The 17,355-nt window shown below is 72.0% G+C and carries 15 protein-coding genes and 1 pseudogene; 8 read left to right on the forward strand and 8 right to left on the reverse strand.

Annotated features, from left to right (window positions below; translation table 11 throughout):
• Positions 1-18: 18 nt before the first annotated feature.
• Together ACWC91_RS25720 and ACWC91_RS25725 are read left to right on the forward strand one after the other, a co-directional pair.
• Entirely contained in the window at positions 19-792 is a 774-nt protein-coding gene (locus ACWC91_RS25720; RefSeq protein ID WP_225077134.1) for a sulfite exporter TauE/SafE family protein, read from the forward strand.
• Between the two features lie 19 nt (positions 793-811).
• On the forward strand, positions 812-1,396 hold the full coding sequence (locus ACWC91_RS25725; RefSeq protein ID WP_225077133.1) for a hypothetical protein: 585 nt from the start codon (positions 812-814) through the stop codon (positions 1,394-1,396).
• Positions 1,397-1,449: 53 nt separating this feature from the next.
• Here ACWC91_RS25725 and ACWC91_RS25730 read toward each other — a convergent pair whose 3' ends face one another.
• The 4 genes from ACWC91_RS25730 to ACWC91_RS25745 all read right to left on the reverse strand — a co-directional run bounded on the left by ACWC91_RS25730 (position 1,450) and on the right by ACWC91_RS25745 (position 6,768).
• On the reverse strand, positions 1,450-3,525 hold the full coding sequence (locus ACWC91_RS25730; protein ID WP_225077132.1) for a PhoX family protein: 2,076 nt from the start codon (positions 3,523-3,525) through the stop codon (positions 1,450-1,452).
• A 153-nt stretch (positions 3,526-3,678) separates the two neighbouring features.
• Complete coding sequence (locus ACWC91_RS25735; protein ID WP_225077131.1) at positions 3,679-4,449, reverse strand: class I SAM-dependent methyltransferase; 771 nt, start codon at positions 4,447-4,449, stop codon at positions 3,679-3,681.
• A gap of 118 nt (positions 4,450-4,567) precedes the next feature.
• Entirely contained in the window at positions 4,568-5,746 is a 1,179-nt protein-coding gene (locus tag ACWC91_RS25740; protein ID WP_281154839.1) for a GDSL-type esterase/lipase family protein, read from the reverse strand.
• Positions 5,747-5,919: 173 nt separating this feature from the next.
• Positions 5,920-6,768 (reverse strand): helix-turn-helix transcriptional regulator, encoded by an 849-nt coding sequence (locus ACWC91_RS25745; protein WP_450640460.1) that lies wholly within the window; start codon positions 6,766-6,768, stop codon positions 5,920-5,922.
• Between the two features lie 103 nt (positions 6,769-6,871).
• Here ACWC91_RS25745 and ACWC91_RS25750 point away from each other — a divergent pair, with 103 nt between their 5' ends.
• Positions 6,872-7,585, forward strand: coding sequence for an SDR family NAD(P)-dependent oxidoreductase (locus tag ACWC91_RS25750; RefSeq protein ID WP_450640458.1), 714 nt, complete (start codon positions 6,872-6,874; stop codon positions 7,583-7,585).
• 485 nt (positions 7,586-8,070) lie between these two features.
• On the opposite strand, the gene ACWC91_RS25755 is transcribed toward ACWC91_RS25750, so the two are convergent.
• A complete protein-coding gene (locus tag ACWC91_RS25755; RefSeq protein ID WP_281154836.1) occupies positions 8,071-8,802 on the reverse strand; it encodes a GntR family transcriptional regulator in 732 nt (243 codons plus the stop codon).
• Between the two features lie 192 nt (positions 8,803-8,994).
• Between ACWC91_RS25755 and ACWC91_RS25760 the strand changes: the two genes are divergently transcribed.
• The 3 genes from ACWC91_RS25760 to ACWC91_RS25770 are packed head-to-tail and all read left to right on the forward strand — an operon-like array spanning position 8,995 to position 12,558.
• Positions 8,995-10,362 carry an MFS transporter gene (locus ACWC91_RS25760; protein ID WP_225077126.1) on the forward strand — a complete coding sequence of 456 codons (1,368 nt, stop codon included), beginning with the start codon at positions 8,995-8,997 and terminating at the stop codon, positions 10,360-10,362.
• A complete protein-coding gene (locus tag ACWC91_RS25765) occupies positions 10,359-11,579 on the forward strand; it encodes a maleate cis-trans isomerase family protein (RefSeq protein WP_450640455.1) in 1,221 nt (406 codons plus the stop codon). The genes ACWC91_RS25760 and ACWC91_RS25765 overlap by 4 nt, the downstream gene beginning before the upstream one ends.
• 28 nt (positions 11,580-11,607) lie before the next feature.
• Positions 11,608-12,558 carry a polysaccharide deacetylase family protein gene (locus tag ACWC91_RS25770; RefSeq protein ID WP_225077124.1) on the forward strand — a complete coding sequence of 317 codons (951 nt, stop codon included), beginning with the start codon at positions 11,608-11,610 and terminating at the stop codon, positions 12,556-12,558.
• A gap of 115 nt (positions 12,559-12,673) precedes the next feature.
• Here ACWC91_RS25770 and ACWC91_RS25775 read toward each other — a convergent pair.
• Positions 12,674-13,004, reverse strand: a pseudogene (locus ACWC91_RS25775) (hypothetical protein); the annotation flags it as partial.
• Positions 13,005-13,132: 128 nt separating this feature from the next.
• Here ACWC91_RS25775 and ACWC91_RS25780 point away from each other — a divergent pair.
• The gene (locus ACWC91_RS25780; RefSeq protein WP_225077122.1) at positions 13,133-13,675 is read left to right on the forward strand and encodes a L,D-transpeptidase; all 543 of its coding nucleotides are present in this window, start codon (positions 13,133-13,135) and stop codon (positions 13,673-13,675) included.
• A 46-nt stretch (positions 13,676-13,721) separates the two neighbouring features.
• Here ACWC91_RS25780 and ACWC91_RS25785 read toward each other — a convergent pair whose 3' ends face one another.
• Positions 13,722-14,264 carry an MOSC domain-containing protein gene (locus ACWC91_RS25785; RefSeq protein ID WP_450640453.1) on the reverse strand — a complete coding sequence of 181 codons (543 nt, stop codon included), beginning with the start codon at positions 14,262-14,264 and terminating at the stop codon, positions 13,722-13,724.
• An 87-nt stretch (positions 14,265-14,351) separates the two neighbouring features.
• On the reverse strand, positions 14,352-16,724 hold the full coding sequence (locus tag ACWC91_RS25790) for an SCO7613 C-terminal domain-containing membrane protein (RefSeq protein ID WP_450640452.1): 2,373 nt from the start codon (positions 16,722-16,724) through the stop codon (positions 14,352-14,354).
• Positions 16,725-16,923: 199 nt separating this feature from the next.
• On the opposite strand from ACWC91_RS25790, the gene ACWC91_RS25795 reads away from it, so the two are divergent.
• Positions 16,924-17,256 carry a DUF4158 domain-containing protein gene (locus tag ACWC91_RS25795; RefSeq protein WP_450640451.1) on the forward strand — a complete coding sequence of 111 codons (333 nt, stop codon included), beginning with the start codon at positions 16,924-16,926 and terminating at the stop codon, positions 17,254-17,256.
• The last annotated feature ends 99 nt before the right edge of the window (positions 17,257-17,355 follow it).

Consider the following 17,355-nt stretch of genomic DNA (forward strand, 5'->3'; position numbering starts at 1 on the left):
CGCGGCGATGCTCGGCGGGTGTCGGAGTTGTTTCCTGTCCTGCTCGCCGGTGCCGCCGCGGGAGTGCTGAACGCCATGGGTGGTGGGGGCACGTTCGTGGCGCTGCCCGCTCTGGTGGCGCTGGGCCTGCCGCCGGTGACGGCGAACGCGTTGTCGCGGGTCGCCCTCGTACCGGGTGCCGTGGTCAGTGCATGGGTCTACCAGGGCGAACTCACCCCGATCGGGGCGACGTCGACCAAGGCGCTGACAGTGGTCAGCGCGGCCGGCGGCGCAGTCGGTGCCGGTCTGCTGCTGGCGCTGCCTGCCTCGTCGTTCGACGCCGCGGTGCCGTGGCTGCTCGCCCTGGCCACGGTCGTCCTCGCCTTTGGACGCCGCATCTCCCGGGTGGTGAGCACAGTGCGGGGAAGCTCGGCCGGCATGAGTGCCCGGGCCGTCCTGATCGGACAGTTCTTCCTCTCCGTGTACGGCGGATACTTCGGCGGTGCCGTAGGCATCATGATGCTGGCCCTGTGGAGCATCGGCCTCGGTCTCGACGCCGCGGACAGCAACCCGATGCGGATCGTGCAGCTCGCGGCCGTCTGTCTCGGCGCGGCGGCGCTGTTCCTCGTGGCCTCGGACGCACTGAGCGCTCCGCTTGTCCTCACCGTCACCGTGGTCGGGACGGTGATCGGCGGCTTCGCCGGCGCCCACTTGGCACGCCGTCTGTCCGCCCGGCTGCTGCGCGGTGTCATCCTCACCACCGCCGTCGTCATGACCGTTCTGTACTTCCTGCGCGATGTCCTGCGCGGCTGATCACGTGGGGGAGCCTGCGATGACCGTCCCCGATCGGTGGGAGCCGAGGGCGACCGACATGAGCGAGGGCGGCATGGGAGGCGCCGCGCCGTACACGGATGCGGCGCGAGCGAGGCTGGTGATGGCCTACGACGCCTGCGTACTGGCCGACCTCGCACGGGCGGCGGTTCCCATCGGCGAGCACGAGCTGAACACCGACGGGACCACCCGCTCGCCGGGTGCCGTACTGGCCGACGCCGCCCGGGTGCTCGCGGCGGCGCGGCGGTTCTTCGAGACCGCCGCGGTGTTCGAGCGCGTGGCCGGCGCCGACTGGCAGCTCGTCGGCGACGTCCTGGGTGTGCCTCCGCAAGCCGCCCGGGCGCGCTTCGCCGTGGCCGAGACCGGCTTCCGGGAGGAACTCCTCCCCGGGGGAACCGGACCCACCGAAGCCGGCGAGACGAGCCGCCTGCGCGCCCACATGGTCGGAGAACCGCTGGAAACGGCCCTCGATCTCGACGACTGGGTCCTGCGCCATCAGGACGGTGACGACGCTCTCGGCCCCACACCGGTCTCCGGCGGCTTGACCCGGACCGATCCTCCACGCCACGCCGAGAAGCACCCCTGACCAGACGCTCCGGGGGCCGTTGGCGGGAACGGCCCCCAGGGCGTCTCCGGGTCTCAGGCGCCGATGTCTCGGCCGTCGGTGCGCCACACCGAGACCACGGCCGGGCGGACGATCTTGCCGGGGCCGTCGGGCCAGGTGCTGGCCGGCTTCTCCACGGACGCGCCGTCGATCTCGCCCGGGTGCTGCACGGCCACCACCACGCGCCGGTCCTGGACGATCGGCCCGCAGGTCTCGGCGCCGGCGGGCACCGTCAGGAACTGCTTGAGCTCACCGCGCCGGTCGCCGCGCGTGGCGACGCCGAAGAGGCCGTCGTGGGAGCCGAGTTGGGCGCCGTCGGTGGCGATCCACAGGTTGCCGTGCGGGTCGAAGGCCACGTTGTCCGGGCAGGAGATGGGGCTGACCTTGTCCTTGGGGAACCCGGCGAAGTAGGTGGACGGGTCGGCGGGGTCGCCGGCGACGAGGAAGACCGACCAGGCGAACGTGGTGCTCTCGGGCCGGTCGCGGCCCTCGGTGAGCTCCAGGATGTGCCCGTGCTTGTTGGCGTTGCGGGGGTTGGCCTCGTCGGCGGGCGCCTCGCCGCTCTTGCCGCGGTTGGTGTTGTTGGTGAGGACGACGTAGACCTTCCCGGTGTGCGGGGAGGGCTCGATGTCCTCGGGGCGGTCCATCTTGGTGGCGCCGACCTTGTCGCCCGCCAGCCGCGTGAACACGAACACCTCTTCGGCGGTCATGCCCGCGACGTGGGAGACGCCACCGTGCGCGGTGGCGGTGGCGAGCGGAATCCAGGTGCCGGAGCCGTCGAACTCGCCGTCGCTCGGCAGCTTGCCGCTGCCGTCGATCTCGAAGGCGGGGGAGTCGCCGGTGAGCTTGGCGACATAGAGGGTGCCCTCGTCGAGCAGCGTCAGGTTGTGCTCACGCGCCCCGCGGCTGTTCCCGTGCCGCATCTGCTTGCTGCCGACGAACTTGTAGAAGTAGTCGAACCGCTCGTCGTCGCCGGAGTAGACGACGGGCCGCCCGTCCGCGGTGAGCCGCACGGTGGCGGCCTCGTGCTTGAAGCGGCCGAGGGCGGTGCGCTTGCGGGGTGTGGAGGTGGGGTCGTACGGGTCGAACTCGACGACGTAGCCGAAGCGGTGGACCTCGTTGGGTTCCTGGGCGATGTCGAACCGCTTGTCGAACCGTTCCCACTTCCGCTCGGTGGCACCGGTCCCGATGCCGTACCGCTTGTCGGTGCCCCGGCCGCCGTTGGCGAAGTACTGGTTGAAGTTCTCCTCGCCGTGGAGGGTGGTGCCCCACGGGGTGACGCCGCCGGAGCAGTTGTTGAGGGTGCCGAGGACCTTGCGGCCGCTCGGGTCCGCGGAGGTCTTCAGGAGGGCGGACCCGGCGACCGGCCCGGTGAGACGGAACTCGCTGGTGGCGGTCACACGGCGGTTGAGGGGGTGGCGGGGGACGGCGGTGAGGCGTCCGGAGCGCTTGTCGTTCTGGACCACGACGGCGGCCAGACCGTGAGCGGCCCAGGCGACCTCGACCTGCTGCCGGGTGGGGTTCGCGGGGTCGTACCCCCGGAACATGATCACCTCGTCGGTGTACTCGTGGTTGGCGACGAGGAGCTGGAGGTCGTGCTCGCCCTGGATCGGCAGCAGGGCGAGGAAGTCGTTGTTGTAACCGAACTGGCCTGCCTGGGCGGCGGCGGTCTGGTTCTCGGGGTCGAAGGCGGGCGCGCCGCGGAGGATGGGGTCGCCCCAGCGGATGACCACGTTCTGGTCGTAACCGGCCGGGACGGTGACGGCGTCGGCGGTGTTGGGCGCGACGGGGGTGAAGCGCAGGCCGCGGGCGGCGTCACCGCTGCCCCCGGCGGCTCCCTGCCCCTTCGCGGGGGAGGCCTGGGCCTCGGGCGCCGCGGCTGTGAGGGCGGCCGTGCCGGTGGCGGCGGCCACCGTCACGACGGCGGCGGCGCGCAGCGCGGAACGGCGGCTGAGGGCACCGGCGATGACGTCGCCGACGTACTCGCCCGAGCTGGTGTTGGGCACCTCGTGGAAACACGCGTCGCCGCAGCGGTAGCGGCAGGTCAGGGCGGACCGCCCGCCGGGATGCGAACCGGACGGCGTTCCGATCAGCGGCAGCAGCTTGCGCACTTTACTCTCCCTATACGAATTCTTGGTAGAGCGTGACGCTAGGAGGGCCGAGTGTGCGGCAGCCATGCCGGTGAGTGAACGGCCGGTGAACGAGATGCAGCCGTATGGGGGTTGGGTGCGGCCTGCTGGGGTGCCACGCGGGGCCCGCGGCCCTCACCGCTTCCCGGCACGCGCCATGAGCAGCGGCTGGAAGAAGCCCGTCTGCTGCGGCATCCGCCACACCGGGTCCGCGAATCCCGCGTCGGTCACGAGGGAGGTCAGCCGGTCGCGGCCGAGCGCCCAGTAGACGGCCCGGCGGACCGCGACCCGCCACTCCCCTCCTTCCGGCAGGAGTTGGAAGTGCTCCAGGTCGTAGTGCTCGCCGTCCTCGTGCCACTGCCACAGCTGGAAGCCGATGGTTGGTTCCGCGCCGTCTTGGGACCGGTGGACCTGCGGAGGTGTCGAAGTGGGGCGGGTGCGCAGCAGGTCGTCGTAGGGGCGCGTGCTGACCAGCAGCAGGCCGCCGGGACGCAGGACGCGGCGCATCTCCGCCAGGGCGGTGCGGACGTCCTGCTCCGTCAGCAGATGGGGCAGGGAGTTGTCGGCGCAGACGACGACGTCGAACCGGGCGTCGGGGAACGGGAGGTGCCGCATGTCGGCGGCGGCCGTGGGCAGCGTCAGATTCCGGTGGGCTGCCTCGCGCGCGGCGCGGGCCGCGGCGCGGGGGCTGAGGTCCGTCCCGGTGACGCGGTGCCCGAGCAGGGCCAGGCCGATGGCCTGCGTGCCGATGCCGCAGGAGCAGTCGAGCACCGCCGCTCGCTCCTCGCCCATGAGGGCGTCCAGGGCCTGGCCCTGCCGGCGCATGCCGGCGTCCCAGTCCGCGTAGATCAGGTGGTAGTCGTCGGCCAGTTCGTCGTAGAAGCGTGTCACCGAGGTCTCGGGCATGGCCCGAGGTTAGTCTCCCGGCCCCTCCGCGGACACGGGCCGTGCCGGGTCGCCCGGTCGGGTACGTCCACGCCTGGCTCAACACGACGGTGAATACGGGAAGTTGATCGCGACGTGGTCAGCCGTTGGTCTCGGGGGCGAAGGGGCCGCCGGTGCCGAACGCGAGCCGTGCGAAGTTCTCGGCGATGCGGCGGTGACCCGCGGGGTCGGGGTGGACCTCGTCGGGCAGCGGGAGTTCGGCGTAGTCCGTCTCGCCGTACAGTTCGCGGCCGTCGAGGTGGTGCAGGTTCGGGTCGTCGGCCGCCCGCTGCCCGACGATCCGGGCGAGTTCGTGGCGGATGACGTTGAGCGTCAGGCGCCCGGCGGCGCGTTCGGCGGGATCGCCCGTCGCCCTGAACCGCAGGGTCCCGTCCTGGAAGTCGGGCGCGAGGGGGCCGGGAGTGTCCTCCTGGACCGGACAGAGGATGGAGGACACGACCAGCAACGGCGTCGTCGCATGCCCCTCGCGGATGGTGTCGAGGAAGCCGTGGACGGCGGGGACGAAGGCGCGCAGACGCATCGCGTCGGTGTTGACGACATTGATGCCGATCTTGACGCTGATCAGGTCCGCGGGGGTGTCCCGCATCGCCCGGGCGGTGAACGGGTCGAGCAGCGCGCTGCCGCCGAATCCCAGGTTGACCAGGTCCACTCCGCTCCGGGCCGCGGCCAGGGCCGGCCAGATGGCGGTCGGGTGGGCGGCGTTCGAGCCGTGGCTGATGGAACTGCCGTGGTGCAGCCACACCCTGCGGCCCCAGTCCGGCGCCGGCTCGACCGGGGCGTCGGTGCGCAGCGCGATCAACTCGGTGATCTCCGTGTGAGGGAGCCAGATCTCGACGTCCTTGTCCCGCGCGGGCAGATCGGTGAACCGGGCGGTGCCGGGAGGTCCTTCGAGCAGTTCGGCGGACTGGGTGGCCATGTCGATGGTGCGGACGTTGCCACCGGTCACCGTGTCCTGGCCCGCGAGGCGTCCGTCGACCAGCAGGTCGTACACGCCGTCCGCCGGGGCCGGGAGACCGCGGTAGGCCCTCTTGGTGGGCAGGGTGACCAGTTCGATGGCGGTCGCCCTGGTGCGCAGGGCCAGCCGTACGCCGGACGGCTGGGCCTCGGCCATGGCCAGTTGCTCGTCGGGGATCTGCGGGCGCGCCCCAGCGGGCAGCCGGTGCGGCAGCAGTCCGTGCGCCGTGCGCTCCACGTCGAGGGCGCCGCGCAGGAGGTCCGCGGTGACGGGTGTGGTGATCCAGTCGTGCTCGGTGTTCATCGCCTCAGCCTGTTGATCAAGAGTTCCGGGTTGTTCACGGGTGCGGGTGCGCGTGCGGGTACGCGGCGCTGCCTACCGAGAGCACCCACGATCCGATATCTATTATGCAGCTTCCTAAAGGCTATAGGCAAAATCGAGATCGGGGCAGGCCAAGGCCGCATCCGGCGGGATGCTCAGGTGGTGGGGGCGACGAGGTCCCGGGTGCCGAGGACGGTGAGGAGGGCGAGGCGTTCGGCGTCCTCGGTGCCGGGTTCGGCCGTGTAGACCATGATCCGCAGGTCGCTGCCCGCCACGGTGAGGACGTCGCAGTCCAGCGTGACGGGCCCCACCCGCGGGTGGTCGATCGTCTTGCGGGAGGCCTCGTGGCGGCCGACGGCGCTCGCGTCCCACAGCTCGGCGAACCGCTCGCTGCCGCCGCGCAGTTCGGCGATCAGCCGTTGCAGCCTCCGGTCGGCCGGGTAGCGTTCGGCGGCCGCGCGCAGGTCGGCGACGAGCGCGGCCTCGTGATCGCGCTGCGCCTGCGGTGCGCGCCGGGTCCCGGTCCCCGGGCCGAGGAAGTGGCGCCACACGCCGTTGCGCTCGTTGCCGCGCCGGCCGGACGGGTCGCCCAACAGGGCCGCGTACGGCGCGTTGGCCATGAGCAGGGTCCAGGACGCGTCGAAGACCGCCACGGGCGTCCCCGTCAGCCGGTCCAGCAGCCGCTGGACGCTCGGGGTGATGTACGCCGGCACCGTCTCGGGGCCCGGCGGCGCGAGCCCGGCCAGCCGGAACAGGTGCGCGCGCTCCTCCTCCGACAGCCGCAGCGCCCGGGCCAGAGCCTCGACGACCTGGGACGAGGGGTTGGTGGCACGGCCCTGCTCGAGCCGGGTGACGTAGTCGGCGGAGATCCCGGCCAGCATCGCCAGCTCCTCGCGCCGCAGCCCCGCCGCGCGCCGCTGCCCGCCGGCCGGCAGCCCCGCGGCCTCGGGCCGGACCCGGTCGCGCCAGCGGCGCACCGCTTTGCCGAACTCCGCCGTCGCCATGCGGCCAAGTGTGCCCCGGCCGGCCGCGAGCCTGCCTGGTACCGCTGGTCCCAGGAAGACGGGACGCCTGGCCGCGCGGGCGGGCGGGGCGGATCGTGGAGGCATGACGACAACACTGATCACCGGAGCGAACAAGGGCCTCGGCTACGAGACCGCCCGCCGCCTGATCGCCGCGGGCCACACCGTCTACGTCGGGAGCAGGGACGCGGCCCGGGGCCGCCGCGCCGCCGAGCAACTGGGTGACGGAGCCCGGGCCGTACAGCTCGACGTCACCGACGACGCGTCCGTCGCCGCCGCGGTGAAGACGATCGAGGCCGAGGGAGGCCTCGACGTGCTGGTCAACAACGCAGGCGTCGAGGCGCGCGGCCCGAACAACGAGGTGGCCGGCGCGGCGGACGTCACCGCCGACATGATGCGGGAGGTCTTCGAGACCAATGTCTTCGGCACGGTACGCGTCACCCACGCGTTCCTGCCGTTGCTACGGCGGTCCGCGTCGCCGGTCGTGGTCAACGTCAGCAGCGGCCTTGCCTCGTTCGCGCACGTGGCCGACCCGGGCCACCCGGCCGCTGCCTACCCGGGGGTGGCGTATCCGGCTTCGAAGGCCGCAGTCAACATGATCACCGTGCAGTACGCGAAGGCGTTCCCGGCCATGCGGATCAACGCGGTGGAGCCCGGCTTCACCAAGACGGACCTGAACGGGAACACCGGGATCCAGACGGTCGAGGAGGGCGCCGAAATCATCGTCCGCATGGCAATGCCGGCCCCGGACGGCCCCACCGGCGGGTACTTCGACGTGACGGGGCCGCTGCCCTGGTGACCGGCGCCGCGGCACTCCGGTCGGGAAACGGCTGACCGGGCGGCTCGGCGTCCCGTGGCGAGGAGCCGGGACGCGTCGGTGACGCGGGTGGGTATTCCGGCCGGGGCCGGCGTGCCGCAGATCTCGAGGATCGACAGGCCCGCGTGGATCATGGAAGTCGGGCACGCGGAGCAGAGCCCACGAGCGCACGCCGCGCAGCGCTTGCAAGAGCGCCGGCAGGTCGCGGCGACCCGCCCGGCCGACATCGAGTCCGGTGATCTCCGAGCCGAACTCCTCCACGATGCCGGCCGCTTCGTGACCGCGGACCGTGGGACGCGGGTCGGGGAACTCGTCCAGTAGCAGGCCGCTGTGGCCCATCGACCCCACTGGGGGACCGGCCGAGGCCAAGCGGAGAACTCGGGCGTGCCGGAAGCCCCCGCGTGAAGGTCGGGTACGCGGGCGGCGTGGATTCGGGCGAGTGGTCGTGAGTGCGCGGGCTCGGCTGTTCATGGCCGGGAGGGCGGCTCCTCGAACAGCACTCTCAGCGCGACCTTCCGGTAGTGCTGGATGTGCCGCAGTGACAGGTCCGCGGCGCGTTCCGCGTCTCCGGCCGCGATCGCCTCGTACAGCCCTCGGTGGTCGTCCCACAGCGGGTGGGGATCGTCGATCTGCTGGAAGAGCCAGCGCAGTCGTCCTTCGAGCGAGCCGAGCGTGGTGCTGAGGAGGTCGTTGCCGGCGAGTTCCATGATCTGGTGGTGGAAGGCGGTGTTGGCGCGCGAGATGCGCTCGGGCGTGCCGGACATGGTGGCCCGCCGCGCCGCCTGCAACAGCTTGGCCAGGTGCTGAAGCTGGTCCGCCGTCGCGCGCTCGGTGGCGCGGCGCGCCGCCAGGACCTCCAGGGCCTCGCGCATGTCGAAGAGGTTCTCGACGTCCTCGCGGGTCATACCGCGCACGACGATGCGACGGGGCGAGAGCGCCTGGAGGAACCCCTCGGACAGCAGGATGCGGATCGCCTCGCGCACCGGCACGCGTGACACCCCGAACTCGTCCGCCACCTCGCGCTCCATGAGGCGGTCTCCCGGTCTCAGGCGGCCCGTGATGATGCGGTCGCGCAGGCCTTCGCAGACCTGGTCGCGCAGCCACATCGAACCGGTGGCCGAGGAGGCGCCGGACTGCTGTGCCGCCGGGGCGGCGCCGGCCGCCGCGGTCTTCTTCGGGTTCACAAGGCCTCCGGGCATGTCGAGGAAATTAAGGTATACCAAAACCTTGACGGGGGAGTTCTCGCACCTTCATTTTAGGTATACCAAGCCGACGAACGGCCTGGCTGTGACGTTGCTGCAGCTGTCCTGGTCCCACCTGGACCCCGTCCTGCCCAGGCGCCGGACCATGCCCTTCTCACCTCCTTTCCCATGCTGAAACGAGGGTTCACCATGAGTGCCTCAGCAAGACAGCCCACCTCAGGGACCGCCCCGGGGAGCGCCCGGGAGGCGGATGCCGAAACCGCGCCCGGTTCCGCCTCCCCCGCGGGCGCCCGGCCCAGCCGGGTGCGCTGGACCATGTTCGTGCTGCTCCTCGGTGTCGTCGCGCTCAACTACATCGACCGCAGCTCCGTCTCGGTGGCCCTGCCACTGATCACGAAGGACCTCGGCCTCTCCAAGGAGACCACCGGCTTCGTCCTGAGCGCGTTCTTCTGGACGTACGCGCTGATGCAACTGCCCAGCGGCTGGCTGATCGACCGCTTCGGCGCCCGGTTCATGGCGTCCGGCTCCTGTATCGGCTGGGGCGTCGTCCAAGCGCTCACCGCCGGCGCGACGAGTGCGGGCTCCCTGCTCGGACTGCGACTCGCGCTCGGCGCCGTCGAAGCCCCCGTGATGCCGGCCGGCGGCAAGCTCAACGCCCAGTGGCTGCCCGCAAGGGAGCGCGGCAGGGGCGCGGTGCTGCTGGACGGCGGCGCCCCGCTCGGCGCGGCGCTCGGCGGCGTCATCATCTCCGGTCTGATCACCTGGACCGGCAGCTGGCGCGTCAGCTTCGTCGTCGCCGGTGTGCTGACCTCCGTCGTCGGGCTCTACGCGGCCTGGTACATCCGCAACACCCCGCGCGAGCATCCCCGGGTCAACGAAGCCGAGGCCACGTACATCGAACGGGCCCACGCGGAGGAGGACGCGCAAGGGGAGAAGGGCGGCCGCGCCGGGCTGCTGCCCTACCTCAGGCACCGTTCCTTCTGGGCGATGTGCCTGGGCTGGATGGGCTTCAACGGCGTCTTCTACGGGCTGCTCACGTGGGGGCCCCTCTACCTCTCCGAGGCCAAGGGCTTCGACATCTCGACGCTCGGCTGGTCCACTCTCGCCATCTTCGGCGCCGGCTTCGTCGGGGAACTCGCCGGCGGATGGCTGTCCGACCGCTGGCAGGCCAAGGGCGCCCCGGTGAACACGGTCATGCGCACCCTGCTGGGTGCGGCCGGTGCCGTCGTCGTCGCCGGACTGCTCGGCGTCGTGCTGGTGCCGGACGCCGTCACGGCCGTCGTCCTGCTCTCCACCGTGCTGTTCTTCCTGCGCTGGGCGGGCCTGTACTGGTCGCTGCCGTCCATCCTCGCGGGCCGCGCCAACGCCGGGATCGTCGGCGGCGCCATGAACCTCTCCGGGAACATCGCCGGCATCGTCACGCCGATCGTCGTGGGCTTCATCGTCGGCGGCACGGGCTCCTACACCTGGGCCCTTCTGTACTTCGTCGGCGCGGGTGTGCTCTTCACCGCGTCGTCCCTCGCCCTCGACTGCAGCAGGAGGCTCACGACCCGATGACGACGCCCCCGACCATGACGACGACGCTCACGCGCGCGAAGCCCGACGGGCGGCCCCATCGGCTGGGCATGCTCACCCCGTCCTCCAACACCTGCCTGGAACCGGTGACATACCGGCTGCTGGGAACCACCGGCGCCGACGCCCGCGTGACGGCGCACTTCGCCCGCGTGCCCGTCACCCGCATCGCGCTGGACGACGGCTGCGACGCCCAGTTCGACACCGCGCCGATGCTCGCCGCCGCCCGGCAACTCGCCGACGCCAAGGTCGACGTGATCGCCTGGAACGGCACCTCCGGCTCCTGGCTAGGCGTCGATCGCGACCGCGCATTGTGCGCCGCGATCACCGAGGCCACCGGCGTGCCCGCCACCACCTCCACCCTCGCGCTGCTCGACGCCTGCGCCGCCTACGGCGTCACCCGGCTGGGGCTCGCCCTGCCCTACACCCGCGACGTGGCCGAGCGGATCGCGGCGACGTACGCCAAGGAGGGCGTCGTCTGCACCCTGGCCGCCGAGCCGTTCGGGATCAGCGACAACGAGGCCTTCGCCCGCGTCCCGGAGGGCGAGGTCGCCCGCCAGGTCCGCGGCGCCGCGCGCGGGGACGCCCACGCGGTCGCCGTCGTCTGCACCAACGTGCACGGCGCCGGGGTCGCCGAGCAACTCGAACAGGAGCTGAAAGTCCCGGTGTTCGACAGTGTCACCGGGACCCTGTGGAAGTCGCTGGACCTGTCCGGCGCCGCCCCCGCGCTCCCCGGCCACGGCGACCTGCTGCGCACCGGCAGCCTGCGCGCCCGCTTCCAGGAGGTGCTGGCGGACCTGCTCGCCGCGACCGGCGCCGACCGCACCACCTTCCGTGTCGACCTGCCCGAGCACGGGCTGCACGTCGACCTCACGGCGGGCGAGGCACACCGCGAGGGCGTCCGCTCCATCCGCCGTGACGCCTCGCTCGACCAGCGGCGGCTGAACACCGTCGAGTGGCTGGAGCGCAACCGGACCCCTCTCGTCCAGCCGCACTTCGAGGCGATCCCGCACCCGCCGCAGGCGCTGATCGACGTCTACGGAGTACACGCGCAGATGCTCGGCCCCGTCGAACGCGACGGAGCCCTCGCGGGCTGGCTCTCCGTGCACAGCATGGAGGAACGCGACTGGTCCGACGCCGACACCGCCGCGCTGTCCGCCGCCACGGCCCGCATCCACAGCGCCCTCGACCACCGACTCTGACCTCTTCGCACGAAAGGCAATACGCACTGTGACGCAGGAAAGCACCATCCAGGCCACGACAACCGGCCCCACGGCCACCAAGGACATCAAGATCGCCCTCGGTGTCGATGTGGACGCCGTCGCGGGCTGGCTCGGCTCCTACGGTGGCGAGGACTCCCCGAACGACATCCAGCGCGGCGTCTTCGCGGGCGAGGTCGGCACCCCGCGCCTGCTGAAGCTGTTCGAGCGGTACGGCATACGCACCAGCTGGTTCATTCCGGGCCACTCCATCGAGACCTTCCCCGAGCAGACCCGGATGGTCGTGGAGGCGGGCCATGAGATCGGCGCCCACGGCTACTCGCACGAGAACCCGATCGCGATGACCCCGCAGCAGGAGGAGGACGTCCTCGCCAAGTGCGTGGAGCTCATCGAGCAGTACACCGGACGCAAGCCGCGCGGCTATGTCGCGCCCTGGTGGGAGATGTCGCCGTACACCGCGGAACTCCTGCACAAGTACGGCTTCTCCTACGACCACTCGCAGAACTACCGCGACTTCACCCCCTTCTACGCCCGCGTGGGCGACCAATGGACCAAGATCGACTACACCGCCGAGGCCAAGGACTGGATGAAGCCCCTGATCCACGGCCACGAGGTCGATCTCGTCGAGTTCTGCGGCAACTGGTACGTCGACGACCTGCCGCCGATGATGTTCAACAAGCACGCCCACAACAGCCACGGTTACGTCAGCCCGCGGGTCCTGGAGCAGGACTGGAAGGACCAGTTCGACTGGGTCTACCGGGAGTTGGACTACGCGGTCCTGCCGATCACGCTGCACCCCGACGTGAGCGGCCGACCCCAGGTGCTGCTCATGCTGGAACGCTTCATCGACTACGTCTCCGGGCATGACGGGGTCGGCTTCTGCACGCTGGAGGACGCGGCGGACGACTTCCGCCGCCGCTTCCCCTTCGACGGGCCCGCCCGGCCGGCCGACATGCGCTGAGCCAGCCCGAGGCGGGCGGCGTAGGGGATCGCCTGGAAACCCATCGCGTACGGGTCGCCGACCTGTACGCGATGGCCCTGGCCGGTGGGGGCCACCGCGGCGTCGCTCACACGGGGGCCACCGGATGCAGTCTCGCCTGCCAGTCCCGGGCCGGGTGCGCGATTTCGGGGCGCTTGTGGCAGGCCCGGCCACACGCCCGTCCGCCCGTCCGCCCGTCCCGCCCGTCCGTCCGTCCGCGCCGGACGACGAACCGGCGATCCACTGCCGTCCGCGCAGGTCCGCGCCCCAGCCGGCGCGCCGTCGGCACGGCCGGACACAGGTCCCGCTCCGTGAGTGTTTCCGGCGCCAATGGGGGCGATTCGCTGTCCGGCGCGCGAGACGGCGGCCGCCCGAAACGGCGGCGCCGACGTCAGCAGCGCGAGATCGATGCTGCCCGCCCGCAGGGCGTGGCCCGCTGCACCGTCGACCCGGCGGGCGCACGACGCCTGTGGACGCTCTCGGAGGAGATGCTCGCGGACGCCGACTGAGAGGGAGCGGAATATCCTGTTCACGCAGAGAGCGACGGTGATCAGAAATGGCACACCAACGCCACGTTCCACGCCCACGCCTTCGTGATGCCACCCGGCTCGTACTGGTCGGCGCCCTCGCGGCGGTTCTGACGCTGGGCGCCGGTCCCGCCCGGGCGGCCTCCGGGGGCCGCGTTTCGACGATCGACGCGGCGACCCACCGGATGACCGTCACGGATCACGGCCGCACGGTGATGACCTTCACCGTCGGCTTCGGAAAGTCCGGCTTCCGGACGCCGTCCGGAACGTTCCACGTACTGGGCAAGGACGCCGTCATCAAGATGACCTCGTGCAGCGCGAACATCACCTGTGATCCGGGCAACCCCAACTACTACGTCCTCACGGTCCACTGGGCCGTGCGCCTGACCAGCTCGGGAGTGTTCGTCCACGCGGCACCGTGGGACCACGTCATCGGCCGGACCGACACCTCCCACGGCTGCATCCACCTGAGCACGGCGGACGCCCACCGCTACTACGATTTCAGCCGGACCGGCGACACGGTGATCGTCAAGAACACCGGAAGCCTCGCCGAGCACCAGAGCGGCCCGTGACTCCGGCGCCTCGACTGCTCATGTCACGGTCTGCGCGGGAGTCACGTCAGACCCGGTCCAGGGGCCGGTGCGGACCGCTGGGCAGTTCCGCTTCGATCGTGTCGCCGGGACGCGCCACGCCGCCTTCTCTCACGATGGTCATGATTCCGGCTCTGCGCACGATGTTCCCCGCCTCGTCGCGGCCGACCACCTGCTTCAGCAAGCCGTCCTGAAAGGTGTCGATCTGCCGGCAGGGGTTGCGCAGGCCGGTGACCTCCAAGACCGCGGTGTCGCCGACACGCAGCAGGGTGCCGACCGGCAGACCGAGCAGGTCGATGCCGCGTGTGGTGATGTTCTCGCCGAGTTCGCCGGGTGCCACCGTGAACCCTTCTTCGCCGACCTCGTCGAAGAGCTCTTCGTGGATGAGGTGGACCTGGCGCAGATTCGGTTGCGTGGGATCCTGCGCGACGCGCGACCGGTGCTTGACCGTCATACCGGCGTGCACGTCCCCCTCCACACCGAGCCCGGCGAGCAGTGTGATGCTGTCCCTGTTCGGCTTGGTGAACGAGTACTCCCCGTTGCTGCTGACCGCCGTCACTGTCCCGCTCATGTTCTGGACCCCCTCTGCCGTAACCATGGTCAACCATGAGCCTAGGGCCTCTCCCGACGCTCGCCGTCCGGATTACATGGCCGTCCCTCAGCGCATCCGCCCCAGTACCTCCCGCGCCCGTCGGGCGTTCCGGAGCCGCTGCTCGTACGTCGCGCCCAGCACCAGCAGCAGCAGCCCGGCGAACGCGGGAGGCAGCCAGCGGGGGAGTACGCCAGCCAACTGCACCAGGTAGGGGGCGAGTTCGTGCAGCGCGTCCAGCACGAGCACGCTCCCGCCGAGGACGAGCGGCGCCTGGAGCCGGTGGCGGGCGCCCAGCAGGCTGAGGGCGAGGGCCGCCGTGCCGAGCAGCAGGGGGCGCGGCCAGTCCGCGTCGGCCCACGCCGCGAGCAGGCTCGGTACGAGCGTCGCCGACAGCCCGGGACCGTACGCCGTCCACGACGAGGCCTCCGGGTCCCGACGGCGCCGGACGAAGCCCACGACCAGCGCCGGGACGGTCACCGGCAGGGTGTACGCCTCCGGGGCGCCCACGGCCCACGACCCGAGCCGCACCCAGGTGGCCAGCACGAACAGCGCGGCGGCGACGTACCCCACCTGACGGCGGTCGGCACGCACGGCGGTGCCCGCCGCGATCACCCCGCACAGGGCCAGTACGAGGGCCAGCACGGGCGCGTCGGTGCCGGCCAGCCCGACGGCCAGCAGCCCCGCGACGGCGCCCGTGACCTCGACCGGCACCCCGGTCCGCGGGACCCGCGCCGCGAGCAGGGCCGCTGCGGCCGGGACGACCAGGACCAGCAGCGCCGTCTGCGCGGGCGGCCGGCCCGCTGCGGCACCCATCGCGCAGGCGAGACCCGCCGCACCGGCCAGGGATGCGCTCGCGCAGACGGCGGTCAGGCGCGGGTGTGCTGCGGCCACCGCGAAGACCGCCGTCAGCGCGGCGAGCACGGCCAGGGTGGCGCCCTGGGAGGCGAGCGAGAGGAGAGCGACGCCGGCCGCGGTGAACAGGGAGAGGAGGACGGCGGTACGGGACGTCGGCGTCCGAGGCGCGTACGCCGCCACGGCCAGCGCCGTCACGACCGTCAGCCCCTGCGTGAACAGGCCGACCACATAAGGGAGTTGCAGGGCGGCCGGGAAGACGAGCGCGGTCGCCCAGACCAGGACCACGGCACCGGCCGAGGCCGGGTCGCGCCGGGTCGTGGTGACGCGGGCCGCCCCGGCCAGAACCGCCGCGACGACCGCGAGCACCAGGGGCGCGGCCGCCGCGTCCGCCGGCCAGGGCGCCCAGACCGTCACCGCGGCGCGCAGATCCGACGGCGCCCCCGACCAGATCCGTCCCGTCCAGCCGACCGGACCCCACAGCGCCTCGACGACCAGGGGCAGCGCCCACAGCACTGCCAGGGACTGGACGGCGGCCGACGCCCGGACGGCACCGCGCCGCACGGGTTCCGGGAGCGGAGCGCGGACGGCCGCCAGCAGCACGGCACCGCAGGCCAGATAGCCGGGCACCGTCCACACCCCGGGCAGCGACGCGCGCGGGATGCCGCCGAGCGCCGCGACCAGGAGCAGGCCGCCGGTCACCGCGGCGCCGACGGCAAGACCCTGCCGTGGAGCGCGCCACGCGGCGTACAGCGCGATCGCCGCGGCGAGGGCGAGGAGCGCCGCCGCACGGGCTGCGGCGCCCGGTCCCGAGGCCTCCCAGGAGAGCGCACCGGCCGCCACCACGCCCCAACCGCCCGTCCCGCACGAGCCGATGGCGGCGGAGACACGCAGGGACCTCGTTGACGTCCGGAGTGCGACGGCCGTGTCGAACGCGGCCGTCAGCAACAGCGCGGCCGTGATCGCGTACGGATCCGGGCCGGCCGCCACCGCCCACAGCAGCAGCGGAAACTGGGCGGCGGCCAGCGCCGCGGGGAAGGGGACGCGCAGGGAACCGAGTCCCTTGCCGTACCCGCACCACGCCCCGGCCAGGACCGCCGCCGCGACGGCCGCGTACCCCATGCCGTCGGTGGCCGTCAGCGCGACCTCGTGCAACGCGTACGCGTCGAGCACTGTCAGCGCCAGACCGAGGCCCGCCAGCGCCTCCGCCGTCGAGTCCAGCCCGCGCTTCAGCAGCAGCACGGGAGCGCCGAGCGCCGCCACGGTCACCGTGGCGAGCACCGCAGACCGGCCGGCGATCCCCAGATGCCCCCAGCTGACCAGGGTGAACGCGATCGCGGCGACGGTGAGCAGGACGCCGCCGAGGACGAGGAGCACGTTCTGCACCCGGGGCGCGGTGGTCTCGGGCCGCGGCGCCCCGGGCGGAGCGGGCGGGAGGGCCGGCTGGAGAAGACCGATCAGGTAGGCGCGACGGGCCAGCAACTGGGCCCGGCGGGCGTCGAGTTGCCACAACTCCGCGTCGAGGATCCGCAACTCCTCGGCCGGTGGCGGTAGGTGGGTCATGCCGAGGAGTGTGGCGCGCGCCATGCCGCGGAGCATGAGCGCGCGTACTCAGGTCCGTACTCAGACGGAGGTCGCCAGGCTGCGGCCTTTTGGGGTGTGACCCAGATACGCGTCAAAGGGGCAATGAGTTGATCTTGAAGCCTTGAGCGCCCGGCCCGTCACCCGTTCGGCGCAGCGTTGTTGGTGGTGGTGTTGACCATCATCTTGGGGCCTGGGGTGGGTTGTGACCTCGATCGAGCGGACCGCGTATCCGCGGTTCAAGCGGCTGATCACCGCGCATGAGCTGTATCTGTTCTTCTCGTTGACTCGCGATGAGCTGGAGTGGGCGGCCGGGGCTACAGACAGCGAGGAGCATCTGCTGGCCCTGTTGCTGATGCTGAAGTCGTATCAGCGTATGAGGTGTTTCCCGGCGCTGGAGGATGTGCCGGAGCAGGTGGTGGAGTTCGTGCGGCGGCAGGTGGAGCTGCCGGAGGGCACGCTGCCGGTGTACCGGGCGGCCCGGACCCCGCTGCGCGAGCAGGACCCGACCGCCGCCAGCTTCACCGCGGCCGCCTGATCCCACCCTGGGCGAGGGCGTTGTCATGCCTGCTGGAGGGGGCGCTTGGGCTGCACCCCCGCCTTGCCTGCCGCATCGACAGTCCCAGACGGCCCGGCC

The sequence above is a fragment of the Streptomyces sp. NPDC001204 genome, assembly GCF_053598035.1.

Excerpts from the sequence above, each read along its gene's own strand:
- ACWC91_RS25760 (WP_225077126.1), top strand. The coding sequence starts at position 8,995 with ATGAGTGCCTCAGCAAGACAGCCCACCTCAGGGACCGCCCCGGGGAGC.
- ACWC91_RS25765 (WP_450640455.1), top strand. The coding sequence starts at position 10,359 with ATGACGACGCCCCCGACCATGACGACGACGCTCACGCGCGCGAAGCCC.
- ACWC91_RS25750 (WP_450640458.1), top strand. The coding sequence starts at position 6,872 with ATGACGACAACACTGATCACCGGAGCGAACAAGGGCCTCGGCTACGAG.
- ACWC91_RS25755 (WP_281154836.1), bottom strand. The coding sequence starts at position 8,802 with ATGCCCGGAGGCCTTGTGAACCCGAAGAAGACCGCGGCGGCCGGCGCC.
- ACWC91_RS25740 (WP_281154839.1), bottom strand. The coding sequence starts at position 5,746 with ATGAACACCGAGCACGACTGGATCACCACACCCGTCACCGCGGACCTC.
- ACWC91_RS25725 (WP_225077133.1), top strand. The coding sequence starts at position 812 with ATGACCGTCCCCGATCGGTGGGAGCCGAGGGCGACCGACATGAGCGAG.
- ACWC91_RS25790 (WP_450640452.1), bottom strand. The coding sequence starts at position 16,724 with ATGGCGCGCGCCACACTCCTCGGCATGACCCACCTACCGCCACCGGCC.
- ACWC91_RS25745 (WP_450640460.1), bottom strand. The coding sequence starts at position 6,768 with ATGGCGACGGCGGAGTTCGGCAAAGCGGTGCGCCGCTGGCGCGACCGG.
- ACWC91_RS25780 (WP_225077122.1), top strand. The coding sequence starts at position 13,133 with ATGGCACACCAACGCCACGTTCCACGCCCACGCCTTCGTGATGCCACC.
- ACWC91_RS25735 (WP_225077131.1), bottom strand. The coding sequence starts at position 4,449 with ATGCCCGAGACCTCGGTGACACGCTTCTACGACGAACTGGCCGACGAC.
- ACWC91_RS25785 (WP_450640453.1), bottom strand. The coding sequence starts at position 14,264 with ATGAGCGGGACAGTGACGGCGGTCAGCAGCAACGGGGAGTACTCGTTC.